At 31.8% G+C, this 25,546-nt stretch carries 23 protein-coding genes and 1 pseudogene; 19 read left to right on the forward strand and 5 right to left on the reverse strand.

Going from position 1 to position 25,546, the window contains the following annotated elements:
* Positions 1-743: 743 nt before the first annotated feature.
* Complete coding sequence (locus ABH961_RS07365; RefSeq protein WP_000033159.1) at positions 744-956, reverse strand: hypothetical protein; 213 nt, start codon at positions 954-956, stop codon at positions 744-746.
* Between the two features lie 343 nt (positions 957-1,299).
* Between ABH961_RS07365 and ABH961_RS07370 the strand changes: the two genes are divergently transcribed.
* Positions 1,300-1,935, forward strand: a complete 636-nt coding sequence (locus ABH961_RS07370; protein WP_098144432.1) for a TetR/AcrR family transcriptional regulator — start codon at positions 1,300-1,302, stop codon at positions 1,933-1,935.
* A 64-nt stretch (positions 1,936-1,999) separates the two neighbouring features.
* A complete protein-coding gene (locus ABH961_RS07375; RefSeq protein WP_404519147.1) occupies positions 2,000-3,244 on the forward strand; it encodes an MFS transporter in 1,245 nt (414 codons plus the stop codon).
* Between the two features lie 18 nt (positions 3,245-3,262).
* On the opposite strand, the gene ABH961_RS07380 is transcribed toward ABH961_RS07375, so the two are convergent.
* Positions 3,263-3,736, reverse strand: a complete 474-nt coding sequence (locus ABH961_RS07380; RefSeq protein ID WP_404519149.1) for a CDI toxin immunity protein — start codon at positions 3,734-3,736, stop codon at positions 3,263-3,265.
* Between the two features lie 926 nt (positions 3,737-4,662).
* Here ABH961_RS07380 and ABH961_RS07385 point away from each other — a divergent pair.
* Positions 4,663-4,872, forward strand: a pseudogene (locus ABH961_RS07385) (hypothetical protein); the annotation flags it as partial.
* 720 nt (positions 4,873-5,592) lie between these two features.
* Here ABH961_RS07385 and ABH961_RS07390 read toward each other — a convergent pair.
* Positions 5,593-5,889: a hypothetical protein gene (locus tag ABH961_RS07390; protein ID WP_098077040.1), complete on the reverse strand. Its 297-nt coding sequence runs from the start codon at positions 5,887-5,889 to the stop codon at positions 5,593-5,595.
* A gap of 205 nt (positions 5,890-6,094) precedes the next feature.
* Between ABH961_RS07390 and ABH961_RS07395 the strand changes: the two genes are divergently transcribed.
* The 3 genes from ABH961_RS07395 to ABH961_RS07405 all read left to right on the forward strand — a co-directional run bounded on the left by ABH961_RS07395 (position 6,095) and on the right by ABH961_RS07405 (position 8,417).
* Positions 6,095-6,805 carry a class I SAM-dependent methyltransferase gene (locus tag ABH961_RS07395; protein ID WP_098132534.1) on the forward strand — a complete coding sequence of 237 codons (711 nt, stop codon included), beginning with the start codon at positions 6,095-6,097 and terminating at the stop codon, positions 6,803-6,805.
* A gap of 120 nt (positions 6,806-6,925) precedes the next feature.
* Positions 6,926-7,333: a VOC family protein gene (locus ABH961_RS07400; RefSeq protein WP_098132533.1), complete on the forward strand. Its 408-nt coding sequence runs from the start codon at positions 6,926-6,928 to the stop codon at positions 7,331-7,333.
* Positions 7,334-7,634: 301 nt separating this feature from the next.
* Positions 7,635-8,417, forward strand: a complete 783-nt coding sequence (locus ABH961_RS07405) for a class I SAM-dependent methyltransferase (protein ID WP_048546872.1) — start codon at positions 7,635-7,637, stop codon at positions 8,415-8,417.
* Between the two features lie 175 nt (positions 8,418-8,592).
* Here ABH961_RS07405 and ABH961_RS07410 read toward each other — a convergent pair whose 3' ends face one another.
* A complete protein-coding gene (locus tag ABH961_RS07410) occupies positions 8,593-10,269 on the reverse strand; it encodes an alpha-keto acid decarboxylase family protein (protein ID WP_141497649.1) in 1,677 nt (558 codons plus the stop codon).
* A 116-nt stretch (positions 10,270-10,385) separates the two neighbouring features.
* On the opposite strand from ABH961_RS07410, the gene ABH961_RS07415 reads away from it, so the two are divergent.
* The 6 genes from ABH961_RS07415 to pepD all read left to right on the forward strand — a co-directional run bounded on the left by ABH961_RS07415 (position 10,386) and on the right by pepD (position 14,928).
* Entirely contained in the window at positions 10,386-10,868 is a 483-nt protein-coding gene (locus tag ABH961_RS07415; RefSeq protein WP_088080043.1) for a MarR family winged helix-turn-helix transcriptional regulator, read from the forward strand.
* A 167-nt stretch (positions 10,869-11,035) separates the two neighbouring features.
* The gene (gpmA, locus tag ABH961_RS07420) at positions 11,036-11,773 is read left to right on the forward strand and encodes a 2,3-diphosphoglycerate-dependent phosphoglycerate mutase (protein ID WP_064449141.1); all 738 of its coding nucleotides are present in this window, start codon (positions 11,036-11,038) and stop codon (positions 11,771-11,773) included.
* A 333-nt stretch (positions 11,774-12,106) separates the two neighbouring features.
* On the forward strand, positions 12,107-12,844 hold the full coding sequence (locus ABH961_RS07425; RefSeq protein WP_116480647.1) for a type II toxin-antitoxin system SpoIISA family toxin: 738 nt from the start codon (positions 12,107-12,109) through the stop codon (positions 12,842-12,844).
* Between the two features lie 94 nt (positions 12,845-12,938).
* Positions 12,939-13,064 carry a hypothetical protein gene (locus tag ABH961_RS07430; protein WP_000588712.1) on the forward strand — a complete coding sequence of 42 codons (126 nt, stop codon included), beginning with the start codon at positions 12,939-12,941 and terminating at the stop codon, positions 13,062-13,064.
* A gap of 75 nt (positions 13,065-13,139) precedes the next feature.
* The gene (gene spoIISB, locus ABH961_RS07435) at positions 13,140-13,316 is read left to right on the forward strand and encodes a stage II sporulation protein SB (protein ID WP_000852619.1); all 177 of its coding nucleotides are present in this window, start codon (positions 13,140-13,142) and stop codon (positions 13,314-13,316) included.
* Positions 13,317-13,458: 142 nt separating this feature from the next.
* Entirely contained in the window at positions 13,459-14,928 is a 1,470-nt protein-coding gene (pepD, locus tag ABH961_RS07440; RefSeq protein ID WP_098152948.1) for a beta-Ala-His dipeptidase, read from the forward strand.
* 594 nt (positions 14,929-15,522) lie between these two features.
* Here the strand turns inward: pepD and ABH961_RS07445 are convergent.
* On the reverse strand, positions 15,523-15,993 hold the full coding sequence (locus ABH961_RS07445) for a DUF5065 family protein (protein WP_098077048.1): 471 nt from the start codon (positions 15,991-15,993) through the stop codon (positions 15,523-15,525).
* A 453-nt stretch (positions 15,994-16,446) separates the two neighbouring features.
* Between ABH961_RS07445 and ABH961_RS07450 the strand changes: the two genes are divergently transcribed.
* The 7 genes from ABH961_RS07450 to ABH961_RS07480 all read left to right on the forward strand — a co-directional run bounded on the left by ABH961_RS07450 (position 16,447) and on the right by ABH961_RS07480 (position 25,514).
* The gene (locus ABH961_RS07450) at positions 16,447-17,106 is read left to right on the forward strand and encodes a CatB-related O-acetyltransferase (protein ID WP_000682543.1); all 660 of its coding nucleotides are present in this window, start codon (positions 16,447-16,449) and stop codon (positions 17,104-17,106) included.
* Between the two features lie 265 nt (positions 17,107-17,371).
* The gene (locus ABH961_RS07455) at positions 17,372-18,685 is read left to right on the forward strand and encodes a D-alanyl-D-alanine carboxypeptidase family protein (protein WP_098077050.1); all 1,314 of its coding nucleotides are present in this window, start codon (positions 17,372-17,374) and stop codon (positions 18,683-18,685) included.
* A 547-nt stretch (positions 18,686-19,232) separates the two neighbouring features.
* Complete coding sequence (locus tag ABH961_RS07460; RefSeq protein WP_098132529.1) at positions 19,233-20,342, forward strand: acyltransferase family protein; 1,110 nt, start codon at positions 19,233-19,235, stop codon at positions 20,340-20,342.
* A gap of 175 nt (positions 20,343-20,517) precedes the next feature.
* A complete protein-coding gene (locus tag ABH961_RS07465; RefSeq protein ID WP_116480648.1) occupies positions 20,518-21,138 on the forward strand; it encodes an SGNH/GDSL hydrolase family protein in 621 nt (206 codons plus the stop codon).
* A gap of 454 nt (positions 21,139-21,592) precedes the next feature.
* The gene (locus ABH961_RS07470) at positions 21,593-23,563 is read left to right on the forward strand and encodes a penicillin-binding transpeptidase domain-containing protein (protein WP_098132528.1); all 1,971 of its coding nucleotides are present in this window, start codon (positions 21,593-21,595) and stop codon (positions 23,561-23,563) included.
* Positions 23,564-24,163: 600 nt separating this feature from the next.
* The gene (locus ABH961_RS07475; RefSeq protein WP_000393076.1) at positions 24,164-24,697 is read left to right on the forward strand and encodes an RNA polymerase sigma factor; all 534 of its coding nucleotides are present in this window, start codon (positions 24,164-24,166) and stop codon (positions 24,695-24,697) included.
* Positions 24,687-25,514, forward strand: coding sequence for a hypothetical protein (locus ABH961_RS07480; protein ID WP_001060748.1), 828 nt, complete (start codon positions 24,687-24,689; stop codon positions 25,512-25,514). Before ABH961_RS07475 ends, ABH961_RS07480 begins: the two co-directional genes overlap by 11 nt.
* Positions 25,515-25,546 lie beyond the last annotated feature (32 nt).

Genomic DNA, 25,546 nt, shown 5'->3' on the forward strand with positions numbered 1-25,546 from the left:
CCGGAAGGGAAATCCCAAGCACCAAAATGGCTCGTATTGGTCTGCAGGTTCAAAAGTAGTATATGTAAAATGAAAAATCTCATACAAAAAGCAGACAACGATTTTGGTTGTCTGCCAGTGAGTTCAATGAGTTAGCTAATTGTGATAATTTGCATCCCCATTGCGAGAAGAGTGAAGCTGCTAGTTCAAACAGCTTGTTGGTATTATTTTCGATTTCTTAAAAAATATACATCAAAAGAAAGAGGTATTAGCCATGGACACGGCGGCTTGAAAATAGTATGTATTTTTATTTGAAAAATATTCAAGGGGTGAAGAAACATGGAATGTTTAATAAAGGTGTTTGTTTTATTAATCAGTTAATTAATAAAACAAAATAGTTATTTGGGAGAAAGGAAAAATGAATATGAGATGAATTGAAGCTGTTGAAAAATTACTTGAAGTGATGAAAGAATGCTTTTGGAACGGAACATCTTTAAAGGGTGAAGCTAATGATTTTAATATTGAATCTTGGCTGATTGAAGAAGCGACGCGTAAAACAAAATAAAGATTTCATTTTGTAGCAAAGGGGAATAGATATGTGTACTTATTGGGGAAAAGTAGATAAAGAGTTCTTTAAGAGGCAAGAACCGGAACAAAATAAAAGAGCAGCTAGCAAAAGCTAACTGCTCAATACAAGGAGATACAGAGAAGACTACTTTACATGAATGTTGGCATACATCCTACATTCAGTATTGACCGAATATTTATTTTAAATTCAATTTATTTAAAGTAAACATCCCAACAGATAAAATGGTTGCGCCTGCTACAGAACCTAGCCAGTCTCTCCAGCCTAATGTATTTAAAGATGCATCTGTTAAATCTGTAATTAAGAAGATAGCAAACATTAATACACCAAATGCTAAGCATCCCCAAAATGTTTGCAAATATTTAATCATCTTCTTTCGGAACTTGCTCATATAAATCACCTTTATTAATAATTTATATTTTTATAAATAAATTATCACATATACAAAAATTAAAAGTGTGAAATATGCAATATTACATATTGGAACTCAACAAAAGACTCCATTGATAAGTACATAGATCGAACGGAGGGCATCGTTCTTTTTCTAAAATGAAAGGTGACGATAAGAAACATGAGATACGTTTTAAACAAATTGAGCGGACGTTAAAAAATAAAAATTTATAAAGGAAATAGAAAGTATGGTGTTGTATATGTACGATAATAGGAAACTTTTTGTAAACTAAACATATAATTTTAATAGACCGACAGTCGGTCTGGTGGGAAGGAGAACTTGAATGCGAACTGTAAAGGAGTATGAGGAGCGCAGAAAGGAAATTTTAGAAACAGCTGAGCGTTTGTTTCTTACGAAAGGTTATACGAAAACAACCGTGAATGATATTTTAAAAGAAATTGGTATAGCAAAGGGGACGTTTTATCATTATTTTAAGTCGAAGGAGGAAGTAATGGATGAAATCATTATGAGGATTATTAAAGAGGATGTCACTAAGGCGAAAAGGATTGTCTCCAATCCCGATATCCCCGTTTTAGATAAGTTATTTAAAATTTTAATGGAACAATCACCAAAATCAGGAGATGTCAAAGAAAAAATGATTGAACAATTCCATCAACCAAATAATGCAGAAATGCATCAGAAAAGTTTAGTGCAATCCATTATACATTTATCTCCTGTATTAACGGAAGTTTTAGAGCAAGGAATAGAAGAAGGCATATTTTCTACTCCATACCCACAAGAAACAATTGAATTATTACTCTCTTCAGCACAAGTCATATTTGATGATGGTTTATTCCAGTGGAAACCGGAAGAAATGATGAGAAGAGCTAAGGCTTATATTAAAATGATGGAAGTATCTGTTGGAGCGAAAGAAGGGTCCTTTGATTATATGATCGAGGTTTTAATGAAACAGAAATAGTTTTTTTCTGTTTGGGTATTATAGACCGGCAGTCGGTCTAGACTAAATGAAGGATGTGATGAGGATGCCAGCAAGGATTCAATCTTCCTTGAAAGATTTTCACTTAATGGTAAGTGGTCAAATTATTACTATTTTAGGTTCAACACTATTACGTTTTGCACTGTCTTTATATGTGCTAGATATAACAGGACGTGCCGATATATTTGCAGGGTTATATGCCATAACGAGTATCCCGTTTTTGTTAGCTCCTCTTGGCGGAGCGATAGCAGATCGTTTCAACCGCCGTAATGTAATGGTCATTTTGGATTTTATAAATGCTGCTATTGTATTAAGTTTTATAGTTTTGTTATTAACTGAATCGGTATCTATTTTATTGATTGGAACAATTATGTTTTTACTAGCAGTCGTTAGTTCAATGTACTCACCAGTTGTTATGGCAAGTATTCCGCAATTAGTTCCAGAGAAAAAGTTAGAACAAGCAAACGGTATCATAAATGGTGTGCAAGCATTATCTAATATAGTTGCACCTGTACTAGGAGGAATATTATACGGCATAATTGGTTTGAAAATGCTCGTAATAACAAGTTGTCTTGCTTTCTTTTTATCTGCGATTTTAGAAATGTTTATTACAATACCATTTATAAAAAGAATACAGGAAGGCCATATCGTACCGACAATTGTAAACGATATGAAAGAAGGTTTTCTTTATGTTTTAAAGCAACCTTTTATTTTGAAGGCTATGTTACTTGCAGCTTTACTAAACTTAATTTTGACACCGTTATTTGTTGTTGGGGGACCTATTATATTACGAGTAACTATGCAGAGTAGCGATACGATGTATGGAATTGGAATGGGATTAATTGATTTTGCAACCATATTAGGGGCATTGTCAATCGGTTTCTTTGCTAAAAAGTTACAGATGAAAACATTATATAATTGGATGCTTATCATAGCTTTATTGGTAATACCAGTGGCACTATCAGTTACACCGTATATTCTTAATTTAGGATACTATCCACCATTTATCCTCTTTATACTTTCTTCTCTTCTAATCGCAATGATTATTACAATTGTATCCATCTATGTGATTACTGTAGTCCAAAAGAAAACACCAAATGAAAATCTAGGAAAAGTGATGGCATTTATAACAGCGGTATCTCAATGTATGGCACCAATTGGGCAAGTCGTATATGGTTTTATGTTTGAAGGATTCAGTACGAAAATTTATTTACCTATATTTTCTATTAGTTTCATAATGATAATAATAGCGGTGGTGACGAAGAAAATATTATCGAATGAAGGGAACTAGCTTCATATGCTTAGAGTATTAGCGAAACCCAACCCTAATCAATTCTTCATTATTCATTTCAATTACGAATCTATATTCTTTGTCTAATAGCCAGTAATAAAAACTGACTGTATCAACGTCAACTAGTGATTGGAATACTTTATCAAGATTTGTACTTACTACAGGGATCTCATAGTTATCCCATATTATAAAAATCTGTTCATCAAAATCTAGTTGGTTTGCTCTAATAAGGGAAATTAGTTGTTCTTTGTTCGAAGCTATGAATTGATTATCTATCTGTTCCCAATCTATTCTTCCCGAGACAGTTATAGGAAATGAATTCATTAAAATAGTAGCAATCTGCTGGCTTTTTTCTTGGAGGAAAATGACAGTTTCGTTTCCTAGGGATTCAAGGCATTCATTAAACAAAGGGTTTGTATCATTTCTGTTTTTTGTTTTCAGTGCTCTTAACTTTTGTCGCAATTTCCATTGTCTTGACGATCTATCATCCATTTTTAACATTCCTTATACAATTATTTAAGAATGAGTATAGCATATAAAGGAAGTCTTTATGAAAAGGAACTTTTTAAATATAAATTAAACAAAAGCGTTATTTGAAAAAAGGGCCTTTTAAGGAAAGATAAGAGGCCATTAAAAAATATAACAACATGAGAATTTTATATTATGTATATACAATTTAAAGAGTTAGTGGAAATAATAAAATGTATAAAATTCTTATAAAAAAGCCCTAGGATTAGAGGATCTAGGGCTTCCTCTGTTGGTATATCTCACACGACATTATAAAAAGAAAAGAACTTAATGAAGATAACACATGAATGTTTCGTAAATGTATCAAAAAAGTGAACAAAAACGTTATTTTAAGGACCATGATATATCATCAAGGGCTTTATAAATATAACTATACATTCGGTAAAAGAGATATTTTGGATTGTATTTTTGTTTCCAGTTAATAATAATCACCCCTCATACAAACAGTTTAATTATATTATAGAGTTATTAATGCGAATGTTAAGAAACTTTGATATGAATTAAGGTGAATTTAAACAAAATAGTTATTGTAATAAAAAAGCAGTTAGCTTTCGCTAGGTGGGAGTTCTTTTTATGTAATTTAGATAAAGAAACTAGCCATTAAAAATATAGCCCCTATCAAAATTAGAGAATCAACTAAAATCAAGAACTGTTTTTTCTGTGGCTTTCGAAATTCCTTTATTAATCTAAAAACTGCACTTATTCCGAAACAGATGTATAACAAAATCATTATTGTTTTTAACATTACTAACACTCCTAATATATTAATCATTTAATTATATAACGAAAAATATATCCATGTAAGTTTTTAACAAAATCCTTATTTTAGAGAAAGGGATTGTCTGAGATGAGTTTCGGCTAAGCGCTAAATAAAATAAATGAAGATATATATGCAGGCGAGGAAAATGCTGAAAATTATTAAACCAACAAAAGCAAACGTTTTAGCTGTACCTTTCGGAGCAAAAATAGCTAAAACGATTGAGATAGGTATTAAAATTAAAAAAGGACCAGCAAAATATAGATTAAAAAATAAGAATCCAGTTAAAAACATTGAAATGAAACCAAAGTATTCTCTCATTGTGTTATCCCTTCTTAAAAAGTGGAGTATGGCAGATTATATCATTGAGAAAATGAATCAAAATGATTATGTAATAAAATTTTGATTTGGAGTAAATGGAATTGTTATAAATGTATGTCAGCTAGCCCCAAACATAGCCCTGATGATAATAGTAATAATAATGGAAAAGAAAGGGTGGAAAATACTTACAAGTGTAAAAACTATAATAGCAAAATTCCTTCCTATCCCTTTTGGAGCAAAAATAATTAAAACTAGTGATACAAATATTAAATAAATTAAATTACTATCACTATAAAAATTGAAAAATACGATAATAGTTAGCAAAATTGAAATGAAACCGAAGTATTTTCTCATTACTTTAGCCTTTCTTGAAAAAATAAATAATACAGATTATACCATATATGAATAAGATTGAAGTGGAATTGTTACAAAGAAGAATAAGTGAACTTGAATTAGAAAATAATCAACTGAAAGGTATAAATAAGTTTTCTTAATAAAAAATTTACTTTGTTTTATTATAAAACCAAAAAAGAGCACTTTATTAAGTGCTCTCGTGACGAGATCCATTTTATTAAGAAAACTTTATAAAGAAAGGAACACAGAGTATTATATACGTTTCTTGTCAATTGAGTGTATTTTTACAGACAAAGAGCAGCCAGCAAAAGCTAACTGCTCGGTTCTTCAGGGGAATTGGAGACTAGTGTATCTATAGTATTGAGTTTTATTCGTGGGAGAATGACGTTTAACTTAATGCATAGCCAACAATCAAAGTTAGTGTTAAAAACACTGATAATAAAAGTGTTAGTAGAACTGTTGTTATGCTTCTAAGCATCATAACCCAATTATCTACTTTAGAAAATCCTTTCATACCAGCAAAAAAAGTTCCTATTGCTAAAACTAGTAATATAAACAAAGGGTGAATGTGTAATAAATCCGTGAAAAATTTGAATAGTTCAAGTGGAATTTCAAAATATAAACAGAATAGCCCAACGCAAACCAAAGAACAAATAAAGGACCATAGATTGATGTTATGCTTCATAGCTTTCTCCTATGTTATCAAAATAGTTTTACTCAATTTTAATGGAAAATAAAAGAAAAAGATAGCGTTTATAAATCAAAATGAATTTTTCAACAAAATAATCCTTTGAATAGAAAGTGAAGTAATGTAGGAGTTTTTTTCTTTGTTTGAAAGTTCAAAAAGATATATAATAATTTTCTGACTATTAATTCGTGGAGGGGTATTAATGAAAAATGAAACGTTACACACACAAGAAGACATTTTAAAAATGCTTGATTCATTATTAAGACCTGCAGAACCATTTTGGAATGAGTTTTATGAGAATAGAGAAAAGGATGTTCCGTTTTTTAAAAATGTTCCAGATGAGAATCTAGTTTCGTATATACAAAAAGAGAGAGTTTCAAAAGGGAAGGTATTAGAACTTGGATGTGGTCCAGGTAGAAATGCCATTTATTTAGCGATTCAAGGATTTGATGTAACAGCAGTAGATTTATCGATAGAGGGCATTAATTGGGCGAAAGAGAGAGCGTTAGCAAAAGGGATAGAAATTCACTTTATTTGTGATTCGATTTTTAATTTAGATTGTCAAAATGATTTTGACTTTGTATACGATTCAGGCTGTTTACATCATATTCCACCACATAGAAGGATACATTATGTGGATTTAATTAAAAAATCATTGAAACCGGGTGGTTATTTTGGATTAACATGTTTTGCAGCAGGTGATTTAGATGAGCGAAATGGATCAGAAATAACGGATTGGGACGTATATAGAGGGTGGAGTCTACAAGGTGGTCTTGCATATTCAGAAGAAAAATTAAGAGATATATTTGACGAATTTGAAGTGATCGAAATTAGAAAGATGAAGCAAATTGACCAACCAAATACTATGTTTGGAGAATCATTTCTTTGGACAGCATTATTTAAGAAGAAATAAGAAAGTAGATAATTGACAAACTCATCGTTTTTATAGACAATATATTTATAAGAATGTACGTTCGGTTTTTACTTGCCGGTGTATGTTTTGCATAAATACATAACAAGGGGTTGTCTCTATATGAGTAACACAAATCAAAAAATTACTACGTTTTTAATGTTTGAAGGTAAAGCTGAGGAGGCGATGAATTTTTACACGTCGCTATTCGACCAATCAGAAATTGTAAGTATCTCTCGCTACGATGAAAACGGACCTGGTAAAGAGGGTTCTGTCATTCATGCAACTTTTACGTTAAATGGCCAAGAATTCATGTGCATTGATAGTTATGTAAATCATGGTTTTACATTTACACCATCTATGTCTCTTTATGTAAATTGTGAGACAGAAGAAGAAATTGAAAAGGTCTTTCATAAGTTAGCGCAGGATGGATCTGTACTAATGCCTTTAGGTTCTTATCCATTTAGTAAAAAATTTGGCTGGTTAAATGATAAATATGGTGTGTCTTGGCAGTTAACGCTTGCGGAATAAAAAATGTAATTTATTTGTTTAATGGGTTTAGTTCAGAGGGTGAAAATTTAAATAATATATATAAAGGTGTTCCAACCGTCAACAGGTTTGGAATGCCTTTTTATATGTAATTGATTTGCTTAAATGAATTTATATTTTTTCTATTTAGAATATTTTATTTTTCTTACTACTTTTTATCTGTTAATATAAATATAGAAAAATATGTATTAATTATTGGTTAGGTTAATAGAAAAAGGAAAGCATAAATAGTAAATGATCTTACACTTAAAATGTAACAAGATAGCTAGGGGGAATAGTTATAATGGATACAACTCAACAAAACAGTAATGCATGGGATAAAAAGGTTGAAGAAGGTTCTAGATATACGCAACCTGTAAGTAGCGAGGTTATTGAAAGAAGTAAATCAGGTGAATGGGAAATCACAGTTACCACAGAAAAATCAGTTCCTAGATATTGGTTTCCAAAGTCATTAGAAGGATTAAAAATACTGTGCTTAGCATCAGGTGGAGGGCAACAAGCACCAGTGCTAGCTGCTGCTGGGGCGGATGTAACAGTTACTGATATATCAAGAAAGCAGTTGGAACAAGATAAAAAGGTGGCAGAACGGGATGGGTTAACTTTAAAAACAGTACAAGGAGATATGTCGGACCTTAGTGATTTTGAGGATGAATATTTTGATATTGTTGTAAATCCTGTTTCTAATTTGTTTGTAAAAGATGTTCATCTTGTATGGAATGAGGTATCAAGGGTACTAAAGAATAGAGGTATTCTTATTTCAGGATTTACAAATCCGTTACTATGGATTTTTGATGACAATCAAGAGCAAAAGGGTATACTTGATGTTAAACATGCAATACCATCATCAACTCTAGATTATTTACCAGAGAATGAAGTTCAAGATTATGTAAAGTCTAATCAAACAATAGAATATGCACATACTCTTGAAGACCAAATTCAAGGTCAAGTTGAAGCTGGTTTAGTTATAACTGGTTTTTTTGAGGATGATTTTGGTGGAACTAGAATATTAGATAAGCATATTAAAACTTTTATTGCTACAAGAGCTGTAAAGTTAAAGCTAGATTGAAAGTTTTTGCTTGTTATACTGGGTTAGTTGAAGAATGGTCTTAAAAATAGGGAAAGTTCAATATATATCAAAAAGGATGGCACTTGCCATCCTTTTTCTTGTGTATTTTGAGTATATAAACAAGTTTCATATCTCTTAGTTGAAGTTGTCATTATTTATAGTTACTCTTTTCTTTTTAAGAATTTTGCTTGCCGAATCTTTCACCGAGTTTAGCTAACAATTCAGGCTGATCCCCTTGGCTTATTACAACTTCAACAAAGATAAGTCGATTTATATTAAAATTTATTTTAGTTAAGACTTCTGCTAACTCTGTTTCATTTTCCACTTTACATGTTAAGCTTTTTTCTTCTGAACTGAATACGTTTGCTAGTTTCGTGTAATCCCACATTTGTATGTCATTATACGGTTGATTTTGGCCGTGAATTGCACGTTCAACAGTGTATCCATTGTTATTAATTAAAAATATAATCGGTTTTAAATTTTGACGAAGTATAGTCGATAACTCTTGAACAGTTAATTGGAAAGAACCATCACCAATAATTAAAATATTACGTCGCGATAAATCAGCGAGCTGTGTACCGAGTAGAGCAGGTAATGTATAACCAATTGATCCCCATAATGGTTGTGCTACATATGTAGTGTTATTTGGTAAAGGGATAGCAGCACTACCGAAGAAAGGGGTTCCTTGCTCAGCAATTAAAACATCGTTTTCTTGTAAGAAATGGTATATTTGTTGCCAAAAACGTTTTTGTGTAACCATTTGAGCTTTTGGATTGAACTCTTCTGTCATAGATAGTAATTCTGAAATAAAGGGCTTAATTTCAAGTGTATCCTCGTTACGATGTTCGATTAAATCACTTAACTGTTGTAAAACATCTTTCATTACCACGGGTCCATATTTTTTATCTATAATTTTCACAGTATAGGGATGGATGTCTATAACTTGCTCTTTCATAAAGCCTTGTGTAAAGCCACCAGTAATAGTATCAGTTAATTTCACGCCAATACTAATAATACAGTCAGATTCATCAATTCTTTTTCGTAAGTATGGAGAACTAACATCACCAGTATAAATTCCTATAAATTGAGGGTGTTGTTCAGGGAATATTCCTTTCCCCATACTTAACGTTGCGATAGGAAACCCAGTTTTTTCTACGAATTGATGTAAATATTCTTCCGCATGAAAACGATTCACTTCAAAATCAGCTAAAATAACAGGTTTTTTTGCACTGTTTATTATTGAAGTTGCATATAGAAGCATTTTATCCAGCGCATCTTTATTACTTAAAACTGGTTTATGTAAAATTGGTTCCGTAGGTTTATTAATTGGCTTATTATATACATCAATCGGTAATTGAATATGAATAGGGCGTTTATCACTCCAACATGCACGTAACACACGGTCAATTTCTTCAGCGGCATGCTCAGGTGTTAATTTTGATTGTGCTACCGTGATTTCTCTATACATATTGGAGAAATGATCGAACTTTCCATCACCTAACGTATGATGAACGAGTGCTCCATTTTCCATTACTTTAGTTGTTGGCGTACCTGTTATTTTTATAACTGGTACGTTTTCGGCATATGAGCCAGCAACACCGTTAAGGGCGCTTAATTCTCCAACGCCAAAGGTGGTAATAAGAGCGGCAATTCCTTTTATACGAGCGTATCCATCTGCAGCATATGCCGCATTTAATTCATTACAACTGCCAATCCACTTTAGCTTTTCATGTGCGAGTACATCATCTAAAAAAGCTAAATTATAATCACCAGGAACACCAAATATATGCTCAATTCCTAATTCGCTTAGTCGATCTAATAAATATGTACTTACAGTATATTGCGATTTCAAATGAATCCTCTCCTAATTGTGCATTGAATATTTCAATAAACTAAAGAAGTTCTAATGTGTTCGTTAAAATATTCAATACTAGATTGTGGTATAATTTACATACAGGGGGAAAGTAGATGACACAACATAAAGAAGAACAGATGAATGAAGCATTAGCATTATTTTACTTTGCATATAAAACATTTACTGAAAAGCCAGATGAAATTATAAAAGAGTATGGCATACAACGAGTACATCACCGAATTTTATTTTTTATCGCACGATTTCCAGGGATAAGTGTAAATGAGTTATTATCACTGCTAGAAATAAGTAAACAAGCTCTTCACGGACCACTACGACAACTTGTGGAAAAGGGTTTAATTGAGAGTAATGAAGCTACACATGATCGCCGTGTGAAACAGTTATCTTTAACAGAAATAGGTGTAGATTTAGAGAAAAAATTGAGCGATGTTCAAAGACAACAGATGAGTGCTATTTTTTCAAAATTTGGTGAATCGTGTGAAGAAAATTGGCATCAAGTTATGAATGAAATGGCAAATAGTCGATCAGGTTTTGATGCTTGGATATCAAAACGAGAAGTTGTAATCGATCAAAAATAATAAGAAATATATCTGTTTTTATAGTTTGAAAAAGAACAAATTTTATCCATACATTTGGCAACTTTGGATTGGTCATAGAGTGAATGGATAAAAAGATACATTACTAGATACTTTATACGTGTACGCAATGGAACAATAAAATTCACATTTCCGAGAGGGGAATTATTATGATAAAACTTGTACTTATTCGTCACGGACAAAGTTTATGGAATCTTGAAAATCGTTTTACTGGATGGACAGATGTAGATTTATCAGAGAATGGATTAAGTGAAGCGAGAGAAGCAGGAGCAATATTAAAGAAAAACGGATATACTTTTGATGTTGCTTATACATCTGTATTAAAACGAGCAATTCGGACTTTATGGATTGTACTTCATGAGATGGATCTTGCCTGGGTGCCAGTACATAAATCTTGGAAGCTAAATGAAAGACATTACGGTGCATTGCAAGGGTTGAATAAAGATGAAACTGCGAAAAAATATGGTGAGGAGCAAGTTCATATTTGGAGAAGAAGTATTGATGTAAGACCACCTGCTCTTACTGAGGATGATCCTAGATATGAAATGAATGATCCAAAATATAAAGCACTTAAAAAAGGTGAGTTTCCATTGACTGAATGTTTAGTGGATACGGAGAAAAGAGTACTTGATTATTGGCATTCAGAAATTGCACCGTCATTAAAAAATGGTGAAAAGGTAATTATTTCATCACACGGTAATACGATTCGTTCGCTAGTGAAATACTTAGATAACCTTTCAAGCGATGGTGTTGTTTCATTAAATATTCCAACGAGCATTCCACTCGTTTATGAATTAGACGATGATTTACGTCCGGTTCGTCATTATTACTTAAGTATGGACGGAGAAGTACCAGAAGGGGAAATTCCGAAACATATTTCTTTTTAACATGAAAATTTGAAACGCATGCTTGTCTACATATACAATGTAGATTCATGATAAAGTGAAACTTTAATCAGTGGGGGGCATCCCCCATTGATTATTAGTTGAACCAATCGGGCTTTTATGGGCAGTTGATCCCCTACCTAACTTCTATGCTTTTGCAAAATTTTCAGGTGGGGTCTTACTGCCCGTTAATGCGGGGTAAAAGACGTGGTACCTTCTAATGTATATGCGATATTGCTAAATTTAGAAGCTTGTCCACGTCTTTTGTCATAAAGAGGGCTACTTGTGCATGTAATGATATCGTGAGTAGTTTTTGAATGGAGGGTGATGTCATTGGTGATCTCTAACATTCGAATCGGCTTATTTATTTTAGCAATCGTTTTTCTCGTTCTTGTGTTCTTTTACTGGAGAAACGAAGAGTTGTACGAGGAGAAAAAGCAACGTATTAGAAAGACTTGGTATGGGTTGTTTATAATATCAGTCACCGTGTATTTCATGATAAAAGGAATTGATTTAACCCTCTGGAAAAACCTTTTAATGTTCACTGCAATGGTTATTTTCGTTGATATCGCATTTATTTTAACACCAAATATTTCAGAAATATGGGGAGCGAAATTTAGCGATATCGGCAAGACTGTTCAATCGATAAAACGGTCATTAATTGCTTCTAAAGCAAGAGGAGAAATATACACAACAATTATTCAAAATGTCAATCCAGCAGTATTCGGTACAATGGAATGGCATACGGAAGAGGAATATACAAAGAGCTTAAACGCATTTTTAGATTCGTACGGAGAAAAGATTGGTGCGAAAATTGTTGTATTTGAAGCGGCAAAGGAATTAAATACAAACTTTCGTGGTATCCGTTCTCAATTTAGTATTATCGTTCCGTTAGAACACATTGAGCAATTGAATGAGCAGAAAGCGGTGCAAGTAGAAAATGTCGGAATAATACCAGCAAAAATGGTGAGTGATGTTTTCATTGTTATTGATGGGAAGAAAAATAACCTGCAAGATCGAGATTTTGAAAATGTATATAATTTAACAATACATCATAGTTATTTTAGTAAATAAGGACAGGATTTTCTTCTGTCCTTTTCACTTATACAGAAAGGACTTGTATAAAATCGGACAATCATTCCTACACTAGCACGTAGAGGTGATTGTAATGATAAAAGATTATGACAATGATTTTTTTAAAGAAGATAATGAAGATACAACAGATTTCTCGTTAATAAAAGGAGATACATTACAGCAAGTAGAAGAATTAGAAGAAGAATTAAAAAGAAAATGATACGTGTACACGCTGTCTACATTTGCGATATAATATAAATAGAAGATTGTATCTTTTTGAAAAGGGGGAGAAGAGATGGCTGAAGTAAACGTACAAAAGTCTTCATTTTTTAAAGAAAAAAAAGAAGAACCAAATACAGATTTCTCTCTTGTGAAAGGTGCATTAACGGAAAATATAAATCGGTTAGAGAAATTAATGAATAATGGTACTTCAAAATATATGAGAGCAAAAAAAACGAAAGAAAATGCATAGTGCATTTTCTTTCGTTTTTTTTATACGATTAAATATTTAAAGGGTGGATTTTAAAGGATGAAATAGAAAGGGAAAGTAACGAATCATGGTATAATGATAGCAGACTTACATATTATTTTGTCATTTTGAGAGGAGCTTAAAAATGTATTCTACTTTAGAACAATTAACAAAGCACCCTGTATTTTATCATTTTGCAGAAATTTCAAAGATTCCTAGAGGATCTGGTAATGAAAAGGAAATTAGTGATTATTTAGTTGGTTTTGCAAAAGAGCGTAACTTAGAAGTGATTCAAGATGAAGCAATGAATGTCATTATTAAAAAAGACGCAACTACTGGCTATGAAAATGTACCAGCTATTATCATTCAAGGCCATATGGATATGGTATGTGAAAAAAATCAAGCAACCGTACATGATTTTGAAAAAGATCCAATTGAATTACGAATCATTGGGGACATGTTATATGCAAATCAAACGACTTTAGGTGCTGATAATGGAATTGCAGTTGCGTATGCAATGGCTTTATTAGATGCATCAGACATTTCGCATCCAGCACTTGAAGTAGTTATTACTACTGAAGAAGAAACGACAATGGGCGGGGCTTTCGCTGTTGATGCAAATCACTTTGAAGGAAAGATTTTTATAAATATCGATTCTGAAGAAGATCATAAATTACTTGTCAGTAGCGCAGGTGGTGCGAAAGCTGTAGAAACAATTCCAGTAATATGGGATGAAGCGCCAGTGAATACGGATGCATACCGTCTATATGTTGGCGGTTTAAAAGGCGGACATTCTGGTATGGAAATTGATAAACAACGCGGTAATGCGAACAAAGTATTAGGACGAGTATTACGAGATTTATCAGCAAATATTCAATTTGAAATAAGTGAAGTTCACGGCGGATTAAAAACAAATGCAATTCCGCGTGAAAGTGTAGCTACAATTGTATTAGCTACAGAAGATGTAGAGAAAGTAGAAGAAAAACTAGAATCATGGACAAGAGTATTACAAGAAGAAATGCGTGCTGTTGATCCAGATGTTCATGTAACACTTACAAAATTGGATGAGAAAGTAGAAAAAGTATTTGCTAAAGAGACACAAAAGCAACTTATTTCATCATTATTCTTAATTCCGAATGGCATTCAAAGTATGAGCATGGATATTAAAGGTCTAGTAGAAAGTTCAACAAATTTAGGCGTTATTGAAACGTTGCAAGATGAAATTAAATTACGTAACGAAGTGAGAAGTTCTGTCAGTAGTTTAAAACAACATATTGCAAATGAAATTAAATGTATTGCCGAATTAGTTGGTGCAACATTTGAAATAGAGTCAGAATATCCAGAATGGCCATACAATCCGAATTCACAAATTCGTAATTTGTTTGAAAAAGTGCATCAAGAAAAATACAACAAGGATGCTGAAATATTTGCTGTACATGCAGGTATTGAATGTAGTGCATTCGTTCAAAAGATGCCTGACTTAGATGCAATTGCATTTGGTCCAGACATTTTTAACGTTCATACACCAGATGAACATATTAGTATTTCTTCTGTTGTGAATAATTGGGGATTCTTCGTTGATGTAATGAAGGGTACGAAAGAATTAGCTAAATAATATGGATGAAATGAAAAGTAGCCTATAAAACTTTATAGGCTACTTTTTTGTATTGATCTTTATTAGAAATTCTTTTTTACGTTAGTATTTAATTTTTACTTTTATTTCTAGAGGATATTGTACCAAAGATTGCTCCGGATATTGCACCGATTAAAGTCATAAAAATTGCACTCCATGCTGCAAATGACATTATTACACCTCCACATAATAAATTATTGTTTCTTAGCCTTTTGAATAGAAATGATAATTGCAACAACTATTAAGAAAATAAGAGGAGACCAAGAATAGAAAGACATGTAATATTCTCCTTTCAATATTAATTTTATAAATTAGTATAAATAAATTATCGCATTTTTAAAGAGTAAACATATAAAATATGCAATATTGCATATTGAATTGTAAAACTTATAGAAATGGAAACAGTTATTGAATAAAAATGCTAATTTATAAAGAAAGTAAGAATTTTTTTAAACCTTAAAAAGGGCAAACAATCAAAAAGCTCCTCTATCTTAAATAAGGTAGAGAAGCTTTTAAAATGATTTTTGTCTAATAAAAATGTATCCAATATTTTTTTACTGATGAGATAAATGTAAATTATTTTGAGATTTTAAAGCTGCCCCCATAATAATAATTTTCTCCAAGTTTCATAACGGCTACATATGTTCCTGGATTATAAACCTTAGTAATAGGTGTTACAAATCTACCATAATTATGTTTTAAACCTGAGTCATAAATGGTTTTATATCTATGCAAGTTTATTTCATTATTTTCATTTTCACTCAATTGATATATTTTTACAATACCAGTATCTTTACCACCAGTATATATATTAACATCGAATGTATCTCCATGCTTTAAGTCACCAACTGCTAACTCTTCTATAAAATCTGCATTATGATGTAATAAAAAATAGCTTTGCCACCGCCAATTATCTAAAATTCGTGATTCTTTTTGTGTAAGTTGCGATTCAGCAGACACAGGTGTGATTGTACTAATTGTATTTGAAAATAAAAATCCTCCAACAGTCAATGCACCAATAATTGTTGATTGCCTTAAAAGTTTCATGTTCTAAACCTCCTATTTACTTAAGGATTCAGAAATCGTTTTTGTGAAAAACTAGCTGTGAAATCTAATGGATGATAATATCTTTTATAATCATATTAACATTTGTTGATTTATCAGACAAATTAATAAATAATAAAACTATATCGAGGGAGTGAAGGCTAATATAAGAAAGAAGTTAGATGTATAGCTAAGAAATCTTTATTATATGTAATTGGGATTTGTTATTTGAAAACTCGATTGTTTTAATGCTGAAATTTCAATTCATACTTCAAGTTTCAGTACATAATTTTACAATTTGACTTATATAATTTATCACGATATGATTCCTTTATAATAAAAGAAAGGCTTGAAGACAATGATTCGTCGTTTGAGAAAGCTAAAAAATGTAGCAGTCGTAGTAAGCTTCTAAGTAAATAGCAAAATATATAATACTTAGAAGCGAGGAATAAAGTTATGAAGCATCCATTATTTAATCATTGGTCAGAAACAAAGTATTTAAAAGATATAGTAACAAATTCACTCATTGAGGTAGGAGAGTACTCCTATTATTCAGGTTATTATGGTCATCAAAATTTTGAAGATGGCTGTGTAAGGTATTTGTGGGGGGATGCTAAGTCCCGAGCGCTGTTCAATCCAATTGAACAGATGGGATGGCATCTTGATAAACTCATTATTGGGAACTATGTTTGTATTGCGAGTGGAGTAGTCATTTTAATGGGTGGTAATCATAATCATCACTCAGAATGGATTACAGTATATCCATTCGCTGAGCAAATTGAGCATTCATATGAACCGAAGGGCGATACAGTCATTAAAAGTGATGCTTGGATTGGAATGAATGCTATTATTATGCCTGGCGTTATAATCGGTGAAGGGGCAATCGTTGCAGCGGGATCTGTCGTAAGTAAAGATGTTCCGCCGTATACAATAGTTGGTGGAAATCCTGCTAAGGAAATAAAGAAACGATTCACTGATACAGAAATGAAAATGCTAATGGAAATGCGTTGGTTTGATTGGGATAGAGAATTAGTTGAGAAGGCAATGCCGCTTTTATCTAGTTCATCTATTGAATTATTATATGATTTTTATAACAAGGAAGTAAAAAATAGATAGATCTGTGAGGGAAACTACATTCTATATAGGATGTAGTTTTTTTATTATAAAAAATTAATAGTCTAGACTAAGGAAAATTCATCTCTGGTATGAGTATAGTAAATAGCTGAATTAAATAATTAAAATCCTTGATAGCTAATAAAACCAGTGTGTCTCGATATTTAATCGGGATACACTGGTTTTATTTTTTGTAAATATGGAACAAACGCATTATTTAGATTGTCTATTCATTGTAATCCTAAAAAATATATTGGAGGTAAGAGGATTGAAAGGAATGTTTTACAAAAAATTCATTGTAATAGTAACAGTGCTTACACTATTTTGTAGCATAATTGTTACATCTGGAAGAGCAACAGCGGAAACAGTCCCTGTTTTAGATGTAGAAGCAGGATCAGCAATTTTAGTAGAAGCGAATTCCGGAAAAATTTTATATCAAAAAAATGCGGATGAATCACTAGCAATTGCTAGTATGACAAAAATGATGAGTGAATATTTAGTTCATGAAGCGGTGGATAAAGGAAAACTTAAATGGGATCAAAAAGTTAAAATCTCTGAATATGCACATAAGATTTCACAAGATCGCTCATTATCAAACGTTCCATTAGAAAATGGTGGCTCTTATACAGTAAAAGAGTTATATGAGGCAATGGCAATTTACTCTGCAAATGGTGCAACAATTGCTTTAGTTGAAGAAATTGCTGGAAAAGAAGCCGATTTCGTGAAAATGATGAATGATAAGTCAAAAGAGTTTGGAATGAAAAATTATAAATTTGTAAACTCTACAGGCTTAACAAACTATGATTTAAAAGGATATCACCCAGAAGGGACAACTCCAGACGAGAAAAATAAAATGTCCGCAAGAGATTGTGCGATTTTAGCGCAACGTCTTATTCAAGATTTCCCAAAAATGTTAGATACAGCAAGAATTCCCAAAAAAACATTCCAAAAGGGTGGCAAGTATCCAATTGATATGGTGAATTTTAACATGATGTTAAAAGGTTTAATTAAGCAATACGAAGGTGTAGATGGGTTGAAAACAGGAACTACTCCAGAAGCCGGTGATTGCTTCACTGGTACAGTAGAAAGAAACGGTATGCGTCTAATATCTGTAGTGATAAAAGCAAACTCCCATACAGCACGTTTTGATGAAACGAAGAAATTATATGATTATGGATTTGCGAATTTTGAAGTGAAGAATATCTACGGAAAAGATTCAGTAGTAAAAGGGCATGAAACTTTGCGAGTTGCAAATGCAAAAGACAAAGATGTAGTAGTTCAAACGAAGCAAGCTGTTTCACTTCCAATACCAAAGAGCAATAAAGATGTTTATAAAAAAGAATTTAAAGTATCGAATAAAGAACAAGAAGCGCCTATTAAAAAAGGTGTAACAATAAGTAAAATGATTATCTCGCCTAAAGATAATACAGATCCTGGGTTCTTATCAGGTAAATCATTACAAATAGACCTTGTAACAAAATCTGATGTAGAACAAGCAAATTGGTTTACACGTTTTATGCGCCAAATTGGATCTTTCTTTAGCAGTATATGGGATAGTGCGGTTGATATAGTAAAAAGCTAACTTTATAAGATAAAACTAAAAATTAATCTGAAATACAGAGTTTCAAAGTATTATGGATTTTTATGTAGATAGCTTGGAATGGTAGATTGCATTAATTCTCAAATTTGGCTCTTCAGAACTATTTGTAGTGGTAGTGCTATCAAGCTAAATTAAATTTGTATCTATATAATCAAAAAACGCTATTCTTTTTGTAGAAATATACAGAAAGGATGGCGTTTATTATGTATTTTTTGATTCAAAGCATTCTAGTACAAAGTTAGTTTAATAAAGTTACATGAAGAAAAAAATCCATTTTTTCATTAAATGACAATAAAAAAATAATACCCGGTACGTATTTCTGTAATTAGATTTTATAAAAATTTAATAAAATCTTTTCTTTGTATTAAATATTTTGTTTTAAATTATGTATATAAAGAAATGGAGGTCAAATTAACTTTGTACTGCTTATATTAGGAATTTAAAGAAACAATATGTACAATTCTCCCACTACATTCGTATAGTGGCCTTTACGAACAGCAAAATCTACAATTTACAAGGAGAACATTTTATGAGTAAGAGAATAAAAGAATTAGATTCTATACGAGGGTTAGCGGCACTTACTGTGGTATTTGGACATTTTTGTTTAATGCTACCATCGTTGCCTAATTCTATTAAATTTTCCCCGCTTAGGTTTTTATGGGCGGGTGGGGAAGCTGTTATCGTTTTTTATGTACTAAGTGGTTTTGTGTTATCTATGGCACTTTATCATTCAAAAACAAATTATTGGGGATATTTAATTAAGAGATTTGTAAGAATCTATATTCCTTATTATTTTTGGATAATCGTTACCTTTGTTTTATTTATTTTATTTTCGTCGTATGAAGTGGTAGGACTACGGGATTGGTTCTATGATAGGTGGCAAGGGTCTATAACAAAATTAGATATTCTAAACCACTTTTTGCTTCTTAATAACTTTTTTACGGAAAATTATAATCCAGTTATTTGGTCATTGGCTCAAGAAATACGTATATCTATTGTGTTTCCTTTATTATTCCTTCTTTTTTATAAACTGAATTGGAAGAAAACGGTACTATTTGCTTTGAGCCTTTCTTTCATTAGTGTTTTTCTTAATATGTTGCATATTGGGAAAGCTGAAGGATTTTATAATGGTTATGCTGATACACTGCATTTTACATCTATGTTTATGGTTGGAATGTTACTTTTTAAGTATCAGGAAAAACTTATTTACTCATATAGGAATATGAAAAAATTTAAAAAAGGATTTCTTATTGCATTAGGGATTATTTTATATTTATATTCCATTTTAATTTATGGTTTTTCCCGTAATGATACTACTTTCTTATTAAAAGATTGGGGTGTCGTAATGGGGGTTAGTATATTTATTATAATGGCTATGAGTAACCTAAAAGTAAAAGCATTTTTAAATAAGAATGTATTTGTATATTTAGGAGAAATTTCATACAGTATCTATTTGTGTCATTTTCCAATCATGATGGTACTATTTAAACTTTTGTATACAAAGATACCTATCTTTTTCCTTCTTACTTTGTGCATTGCAATGACACTGCTTTTTTCTATAATTTCGTATCATTTAATCGAAAAGAAATGTATAAACTGGGCAAAACAAAGAACAACCAATTTTTTGAAAAAAGTATAATTCCTAGAGAGATTTTATTTCTTTAGTAAATATACGAAATTGACCGATTCCTAAGTATACTTAGGAATCGGTCAATTTTGAATTCTAAATGTAAATATAGTAAAGTGGAATATAATTGAAATCGAAAACCACTTAGAAATAACAATTACGGTGTGAGCTATTGTATAGTATAGATATGGTTAATAATAAAGGGGGACTACATATGTGGAAGCGATTTGTATCGATTGGTGATAGTTTTACAGAGGGCATAGGGGATGAAGTTGAGGGAATAGCATTAAAAAGCTGGGTAGATCATTTTGTTCAACTCTGTGTAAACGATATAGAATATGCTAATTTTGCAAAACGTGGGTTGGTAACTAAAGAAATTCGCTCACAGCAATTGGAAAAGGCATTAACGTTTAATCCAGATTTGGTTAGTTTAATTGCAGGTGCAAATGATGTATTAAAAGGACGTTGGAATCATCAAGAATATAAGAACGAAATGGAATTTATGATAGATACATTAAGTAAAACAGATGCTGATATTATTATAGCAAACCTTCCAGATTTTACAGTTCGGCTACCTATTTCTTCTGAAAAAAAACAAGTGTTAAAAGAACAATTATTAGAGGCAAATGAAATTATTCTTTCACTGAGTAGAGAGTATAAGCTTCATCATGTTGACTTTTGGAATCATCATTTAGTAAACGATAATACGCTTTGGTCTACGGATTTGATTCATCCAAACTCAAAAGGATATGTAAAAGTTGCTGAATTGATTTTTAGTAGTTTGCCTGTACATGACTCTTCTAAATAAGCTTTAGAATGAACGCATCGAATCCCCTGTCGCATACAGCGCAGGGGTTTTGATGCGAAATAGAAGGATATAAAGCGCCTATAAATTATACTTTCAGTAATTCTTTTTATTGTTTATACTTAGTTATTTTCTATTGTAGGACCCTTAGTATAAGGGGTCTTTTTTGTTTCAAATATTTACAAAAAAGATAAGAGCGGAGAACTCAAACTAAAAGGTATTTTAAATAAAATTGTTAAAACAGCACTAATAATGACACCGATTGCTAAATAGATCCGCTTTTTTATTTGTAAGAATTTTAAAATCTTCCCCTTCGAATGCATCTGAACCATAAATTAATTTCTTTTGTAAATATGGAACAATCTCATTACTTACACTGTCTATTAAGCGTTACACCATTTTTTATTTAATATATCAAGAAAGGAATAAATATTTTTAACTAAGGGAGAAGATTGAATTGAAAAAATTATGGATGTTGGTTTTCTTTTGTTTTGCAGTTATGTTGGTAGGATGTAATAAAAACGAACCGCCAAAACAAGCATTTGAAGAATATATAAATTTATGGAATGATAAAAAATTCGCAAATATGTATGATCATTTATCAGAACATGCCCAAAAAACGATTTCTAAAAAGGAATTCACCGAGAAATATCAAAAAATTTATGAAGGTATTGGCGTTAAGAATTTAAAAATTAAAACGAAAGGAGAGAATGCTAAAGATAAAGAACTTTTTCTTTTTGAAGTTAAGATGGATACGGATGGAGGAACAGCTTCATTTATTCATGAAGCAAAACTTGTGAAAGAAAAAGAATCTTGGAAAATAGATTGGACACCAGATTTCATTTTTCCAGGTATGAAAAAAGATTACAAAGTACGTATGCAAATAGAACAAGGAAAACGCGGAGAAATATATGATCGAAATGGGAAGGGTCTAGCAACGAATGGTAAAGCGACTGAGGTTGGAATTATTCCAGAGAAACTAGGCGAAACGGCAGCGCAAACAAAAGAAATAGTAGCACAGTTACTGGATATGTCTATAGAAGAGGTCAATCAGAAGCTTACAGCGAAATGGATAAAACCAGACTCCTTTGTACCAATTGGGATTTTAAAAGAGGGAACTAGACAGAATGATTATATTGAATTAGAAGGAGTATCATCTCGCCCAGTAAATATTCGTACGTATTCATTAGGAGAAGCAGCGGCACACTTAACTGGATATATAGGAAAGGTGAATGCAGAGGAGTTAAAATCGCTTCAAAAAAGAGGTTATCAAGCTGATGATTTAGTAGGTAAGACAGGTTTAGAGAAAGTATTAGAGAATAAATTGCGTGGCGAAAAAGGTGGACGCGTATTTATAGAAGATGAGAATGGAAAAGAGATTAAAAATGTAGCAAAAAAAGAAGCAAAAGAAGGGGAAAACGTTACGTTAACAATCGATGCTGCAATTCAAGAAAAAATCTTTAATGAGATGAAAAATGAAGCAGGATCTAGTGCAGCGGTCAATCCTAAAACAGGTGAAACTATTGCACTTGTAAGTAGCCCTGCTTATAATCCAAATACAATAGTTAGAGGAGCATCAAAAGCCCAACGAGAAGCATGGAATAACGACTCGAAACTACCAATGATGAATCGTTTTACACAAGCATTTGTACCAGGTTCCGTATTTAAAACGATTACTGGTGCAATTGGTTTGGAAACAAACACTATAAACCCTAAGGAAGAATTTAAAATTCAAGGATTAAAGTGGGCAAAAGATTCATCTTGGGGAAATTATTATGTAACACGTGTGAAGGAAGCTAGTCCAATTGATTTTGATAAGGCAATGAAGTACTCTGATAATATTTATTTTGCTCAACAAGCTTTGAAAATGGGAAAAGATCAGTATGTAAATGAATTTAAGAAATACGGATTTCATGAAAAATTACCAATCGAATACGAATTTCCTATTTCAATCATTGCAAGAGATGGGATAAAAAATGATATTCAACTAGCAGACACGGGATATGGACAAGGACAAGTATTAATGACACCACTTCATTTAGCATTAACATATGCACCGATTGTGAATGAAGGGAATATTCCATCGCCTCATCTTTTAAAAGAAGCAAAAGTAGCGGGGAATTGGAAAGAAAATGTGGTTTCTAAAAAGAATCAAGAGATATTAAAGAGCGCATTAATAAAAGTCATTAATGACCCTGATGGCGCGGGGAGAATTGCTAAGGTTGATGGTATAACTCTTGCTGGTAAAACCGGTACAGCAGAACTGAAGGAGTCGAAAGAAGCAGACGGAAAAGAACTTGGATGGTTTGCAGCTTTTGATGCAAATGCGCCCGACATGATCGTTACCATGATGATCGAAGATGTAAAAGGAAGAGGGGGGAGTAACGTTCCAGGCGAAAAAGTAAAACATGTTTTTCAGAAAAAATAAGTAACTATAAGGTGAAATCTTTTACTACATTCATTGTTTGCTTAACACGAAGGTATAAAGTGAGCAATACAAAGAACAATTAAGTTTCGAAAAAGCATTCTCCTTAATCGAGAATGCTTTTTTGTTGTGGCTGAATAAAGATAATAACACATCTTTGTTTTCATTTTTGAAAGGTTGGTATTGCTAATAGTAAATAGAAGAGTAAAACAAATTGAAAAGGACAAGTGAGGGGGAATTATAAACGTTAACAAAACAGTTATTTAGTAAAACATAAATAGAGCACACAAATAAGTATGCTCTAAGAAAAAAGGTGATACAAGTGGAGTGTTGCGTGAAATGCACAAATAATAATCAGATTTTTTATGAGTGTATTTTTAACATTGTATGCTTTACTTGTTTTTTCGGAGCCTGTCATGTAAAAGAATGTATAGATGATTATTTTATGAAAGTAATTGCACACCTTTACATTTTTAGGAGGATTTTTTTATTAAAAAAAGATAAAGAACGGAACAAATGAAACTTGTATCTTGTCTATATATTGAAACCATAATAAAAGTGAGGGCAGTTTTATCTTTATTCAAATAAGTTCGAGGTGTGGAAATGGAAGAGACGTTTATTGAAAAGTGTATTCATGATGAGCTTGACTATGTTATAAAAGACTATTGGCAAGATGTATGGAATTATTCATTTATTATTACGAAAGATCCACACTTATCAGATGATATCACGCAAGATGTATTTATAAAGGTATTTAAAAATTGGAATTCATTTCGAAAGGAGTCATCTATTAAAACGTGGATATTAAAAATTACAAGAAATACAGCAATAAACTATTTGAAATCCTCCTATTTTAAAAGGATATCATTAGTAGGTTTTTTTAGTGATGATAAGCAATCTCCATCGGCAGAAAAAGAATTTTTTAATCAAGAGGAAATGAATGAAGTGTGGGATGTTGTATTAAAACTACCTAAAAAACACCGTGAAATAATAATTTTAGACGCGAAATATGAATTATCTTATGAAGAAATGGCCGAAACACTAGGAGTATCCATTGGAACTGTAAAATCTAGATTAAGCCGAGCGAGAAGTAAGGTTTCAAAATTAATAGGGGAGGGTAGTAGTGATGAACAATAAACAAAATCCTGACTGGTATAAACAATTAAAAAAAGGCCCAATGGAGAATCGTAAAGATGAAGAAGAGTTTATTTTTAAAATAAAGCAGTCTATATATGAAAATAATGAAGCGGATCTTGTAAAACATAAAAGACCGTTTCGTAAAAGAGCATTGCCTATAGTAGTTGTTTTGGTTTGTACAATGTTATTTGTTATCGTTCAACAACCATGGCTTGATGATAATAAATCACCGGTCCAAAGTAGTACACAAATTAAGCCTAAAACTAAAGATGAGTCTGCTCAAGATCCAACATTAAAACAATTTATGAATGAATTATATCAAAGTACAAATTCAAAAAATGAAAATGACTTGTATAGAGCGTTAAATGATGAAGTTCTATTTAAAGGGAAGAGTTATAAGAAGGATGAATTGAAGTTTGATGAAGATATTTTTCATGAGTTGCAAGTCGCTCTTACAATGGGGGGAGAATTTGCAAATGATACAAAAAAAGTATACAAAGTACCAAGTGGATTGACAGAAAGTAACGAACCAAAACAAGCGCATTATATATATGCAACTGTTACTGGAAATAAAACGAAAATTTTAGCTGAACCAAAGCGAGAATCACAAGTTTTATATGAAGTATCTAATGAAATGGTAAAAGCTTGGATTCCAGAAAAAGTGCAGAATAATGGATATATAAAAGTATCGACAATTAGCGGTAATACTGGATATGTACAAAAAGAGTATGTTTTAACTGATATTAAATATTCTTTCATGTTCGAAAAGGATCATGAAGGTAAATGGAAAATAATGAATATAGATTCTATATGGTAAAGAGGAAGGTTCACTTTAATGAACCTTCCTCT

The organism is Bacillus sp. RC251, from assembly GCF_044908765.1.
Classification (GTDB): Bacteria; Bacillota; Bacilli; order Bacillales; family Bacillaceae_G; genus Bacillus_A; species Bacillus_A wiedmannii.

Coding starts and splice junctions, on each gene's coding strand:
- ABH961_RS07370 (WP_098144432.1), top strand. CDS start 1,300: ATGCGAACTGTAAAGGAGTATGAGGAGCGCAGAAAGGAAATTTTAGAA.
- ABH961_RS07465 (WP_116480648.1), top strand. CDS start 20,518: ATGGTTAATAATAAAGGGGGACTACATATGTGGAAGCGATTTGTATCG.
- ABH961_RS07430 (WP_000588712.1), top strand. CDS start 12,939: ATGATAAAAGATTATGACAATGATTTTTTTAAAGAAGATAATGAAGAT.
- ABH961_RS07460 (WP_098132529.1), top strand. CDS start 19,233: ATGAGTAAGAGAATAAAAGAATTAGATTCTATACGAGGGTTAGCGGCA.
- ABH961_RS07395 (WP_098132534.1), top strand. CDS start 6,095: ATGAAAAATGAAACGTTACACACACAAGAAGACATTTTAAAAATGCTT.
- ABH961_RS07405 (WP_048546872.1), top strand. CDS start 7,635: ATGGATACAACTCAACAAAACAGTAATGCATGGGATAAAAAGGTTGAA.
- ABH961_RS07480 (WP_001060748.1), top strand. CDS start 24,687: ATGAACAATAAACAAAATCCTGACTGGTATAAACAATTAAAAAAAGGC.
- ABH961_RS07450 (WP_000682543.1), top strand. CDS start 16,447: ATGAAGCATCCATTATTTAATCATTGGTCAGAAACAAAGTATTTAAAA.
- ABH961_RS07400 (WP_098132533.1), top strand. CDS start 6,926: ATGAGTAACACAAATCAAAAAATTACTACGTTTTTAATGTTTGAAGGT.
- pepD (WP_098152948.1), top strand. CDS start 13,459: ATGTATTCTACTTTAGAACAATTAACAAAGCACCCTGTATTTTATCAT.
- ABH961_RS07475 (WP_000393076.1), top strand. CDS start 24,164: ATGGAAGAGACGTTTATTGAAAAGTGTATTCATGATGAGCTTGACTAT.
- ABH961_RS07415 (WP_088080043.1), top strand. CDS start 10,386: ATGACACAACATAAAGAAGAACAGATGAATGAAGCATTAGCATTATTT.
- spoIISB (WP_000852619.1), top strand. CDS start 13,140: ATGGCTGAAGTAAACGTACAAAAGTCTTCATTTTTTAAAGAAAAAAAA.
- ABH961_RS07445 (WP_098077048.1), bottom strand. CDS start 15,993: ATGAAACTTTTAAGGCAATCAACAATTATTGGTGCATTGACTGTTGGA.
- ABH961_RS07365 (WP_000033159.1), bottom strand. CDS start 956: ATGAGCAAGTTCCGAAAGAAGATGATTAAATATTTGCAAACATTTTGG.
- gpmA (WP_064449141.1), top strand. CDS start 11,036: ATGATAAAACTTGTACTTATTCGTCACGGACAAAGTTTATGGAATCTT.
- ABH961_RS07375 (WP_404519147.1), top strand. CDS start 2,000: ATGCCAGCAAGGATTCAATCTTCCTTGAAAGATTTTCACTTAATGGTA.
- ABH961_RS07390 (WP_098077040.1), bottom strand. CDS start 5,889: ATGAAGCATAACATCAATCTATGGTCCTTTATTTGTTCTTTGGTTTGC.
- ABH961_RS07380 (WP_404519149.1), bottom strand. CDS start 3,736: ATGGATGATAGATCGTCAAGACAATGGAAATTGCGACAAAAGTTAAGA.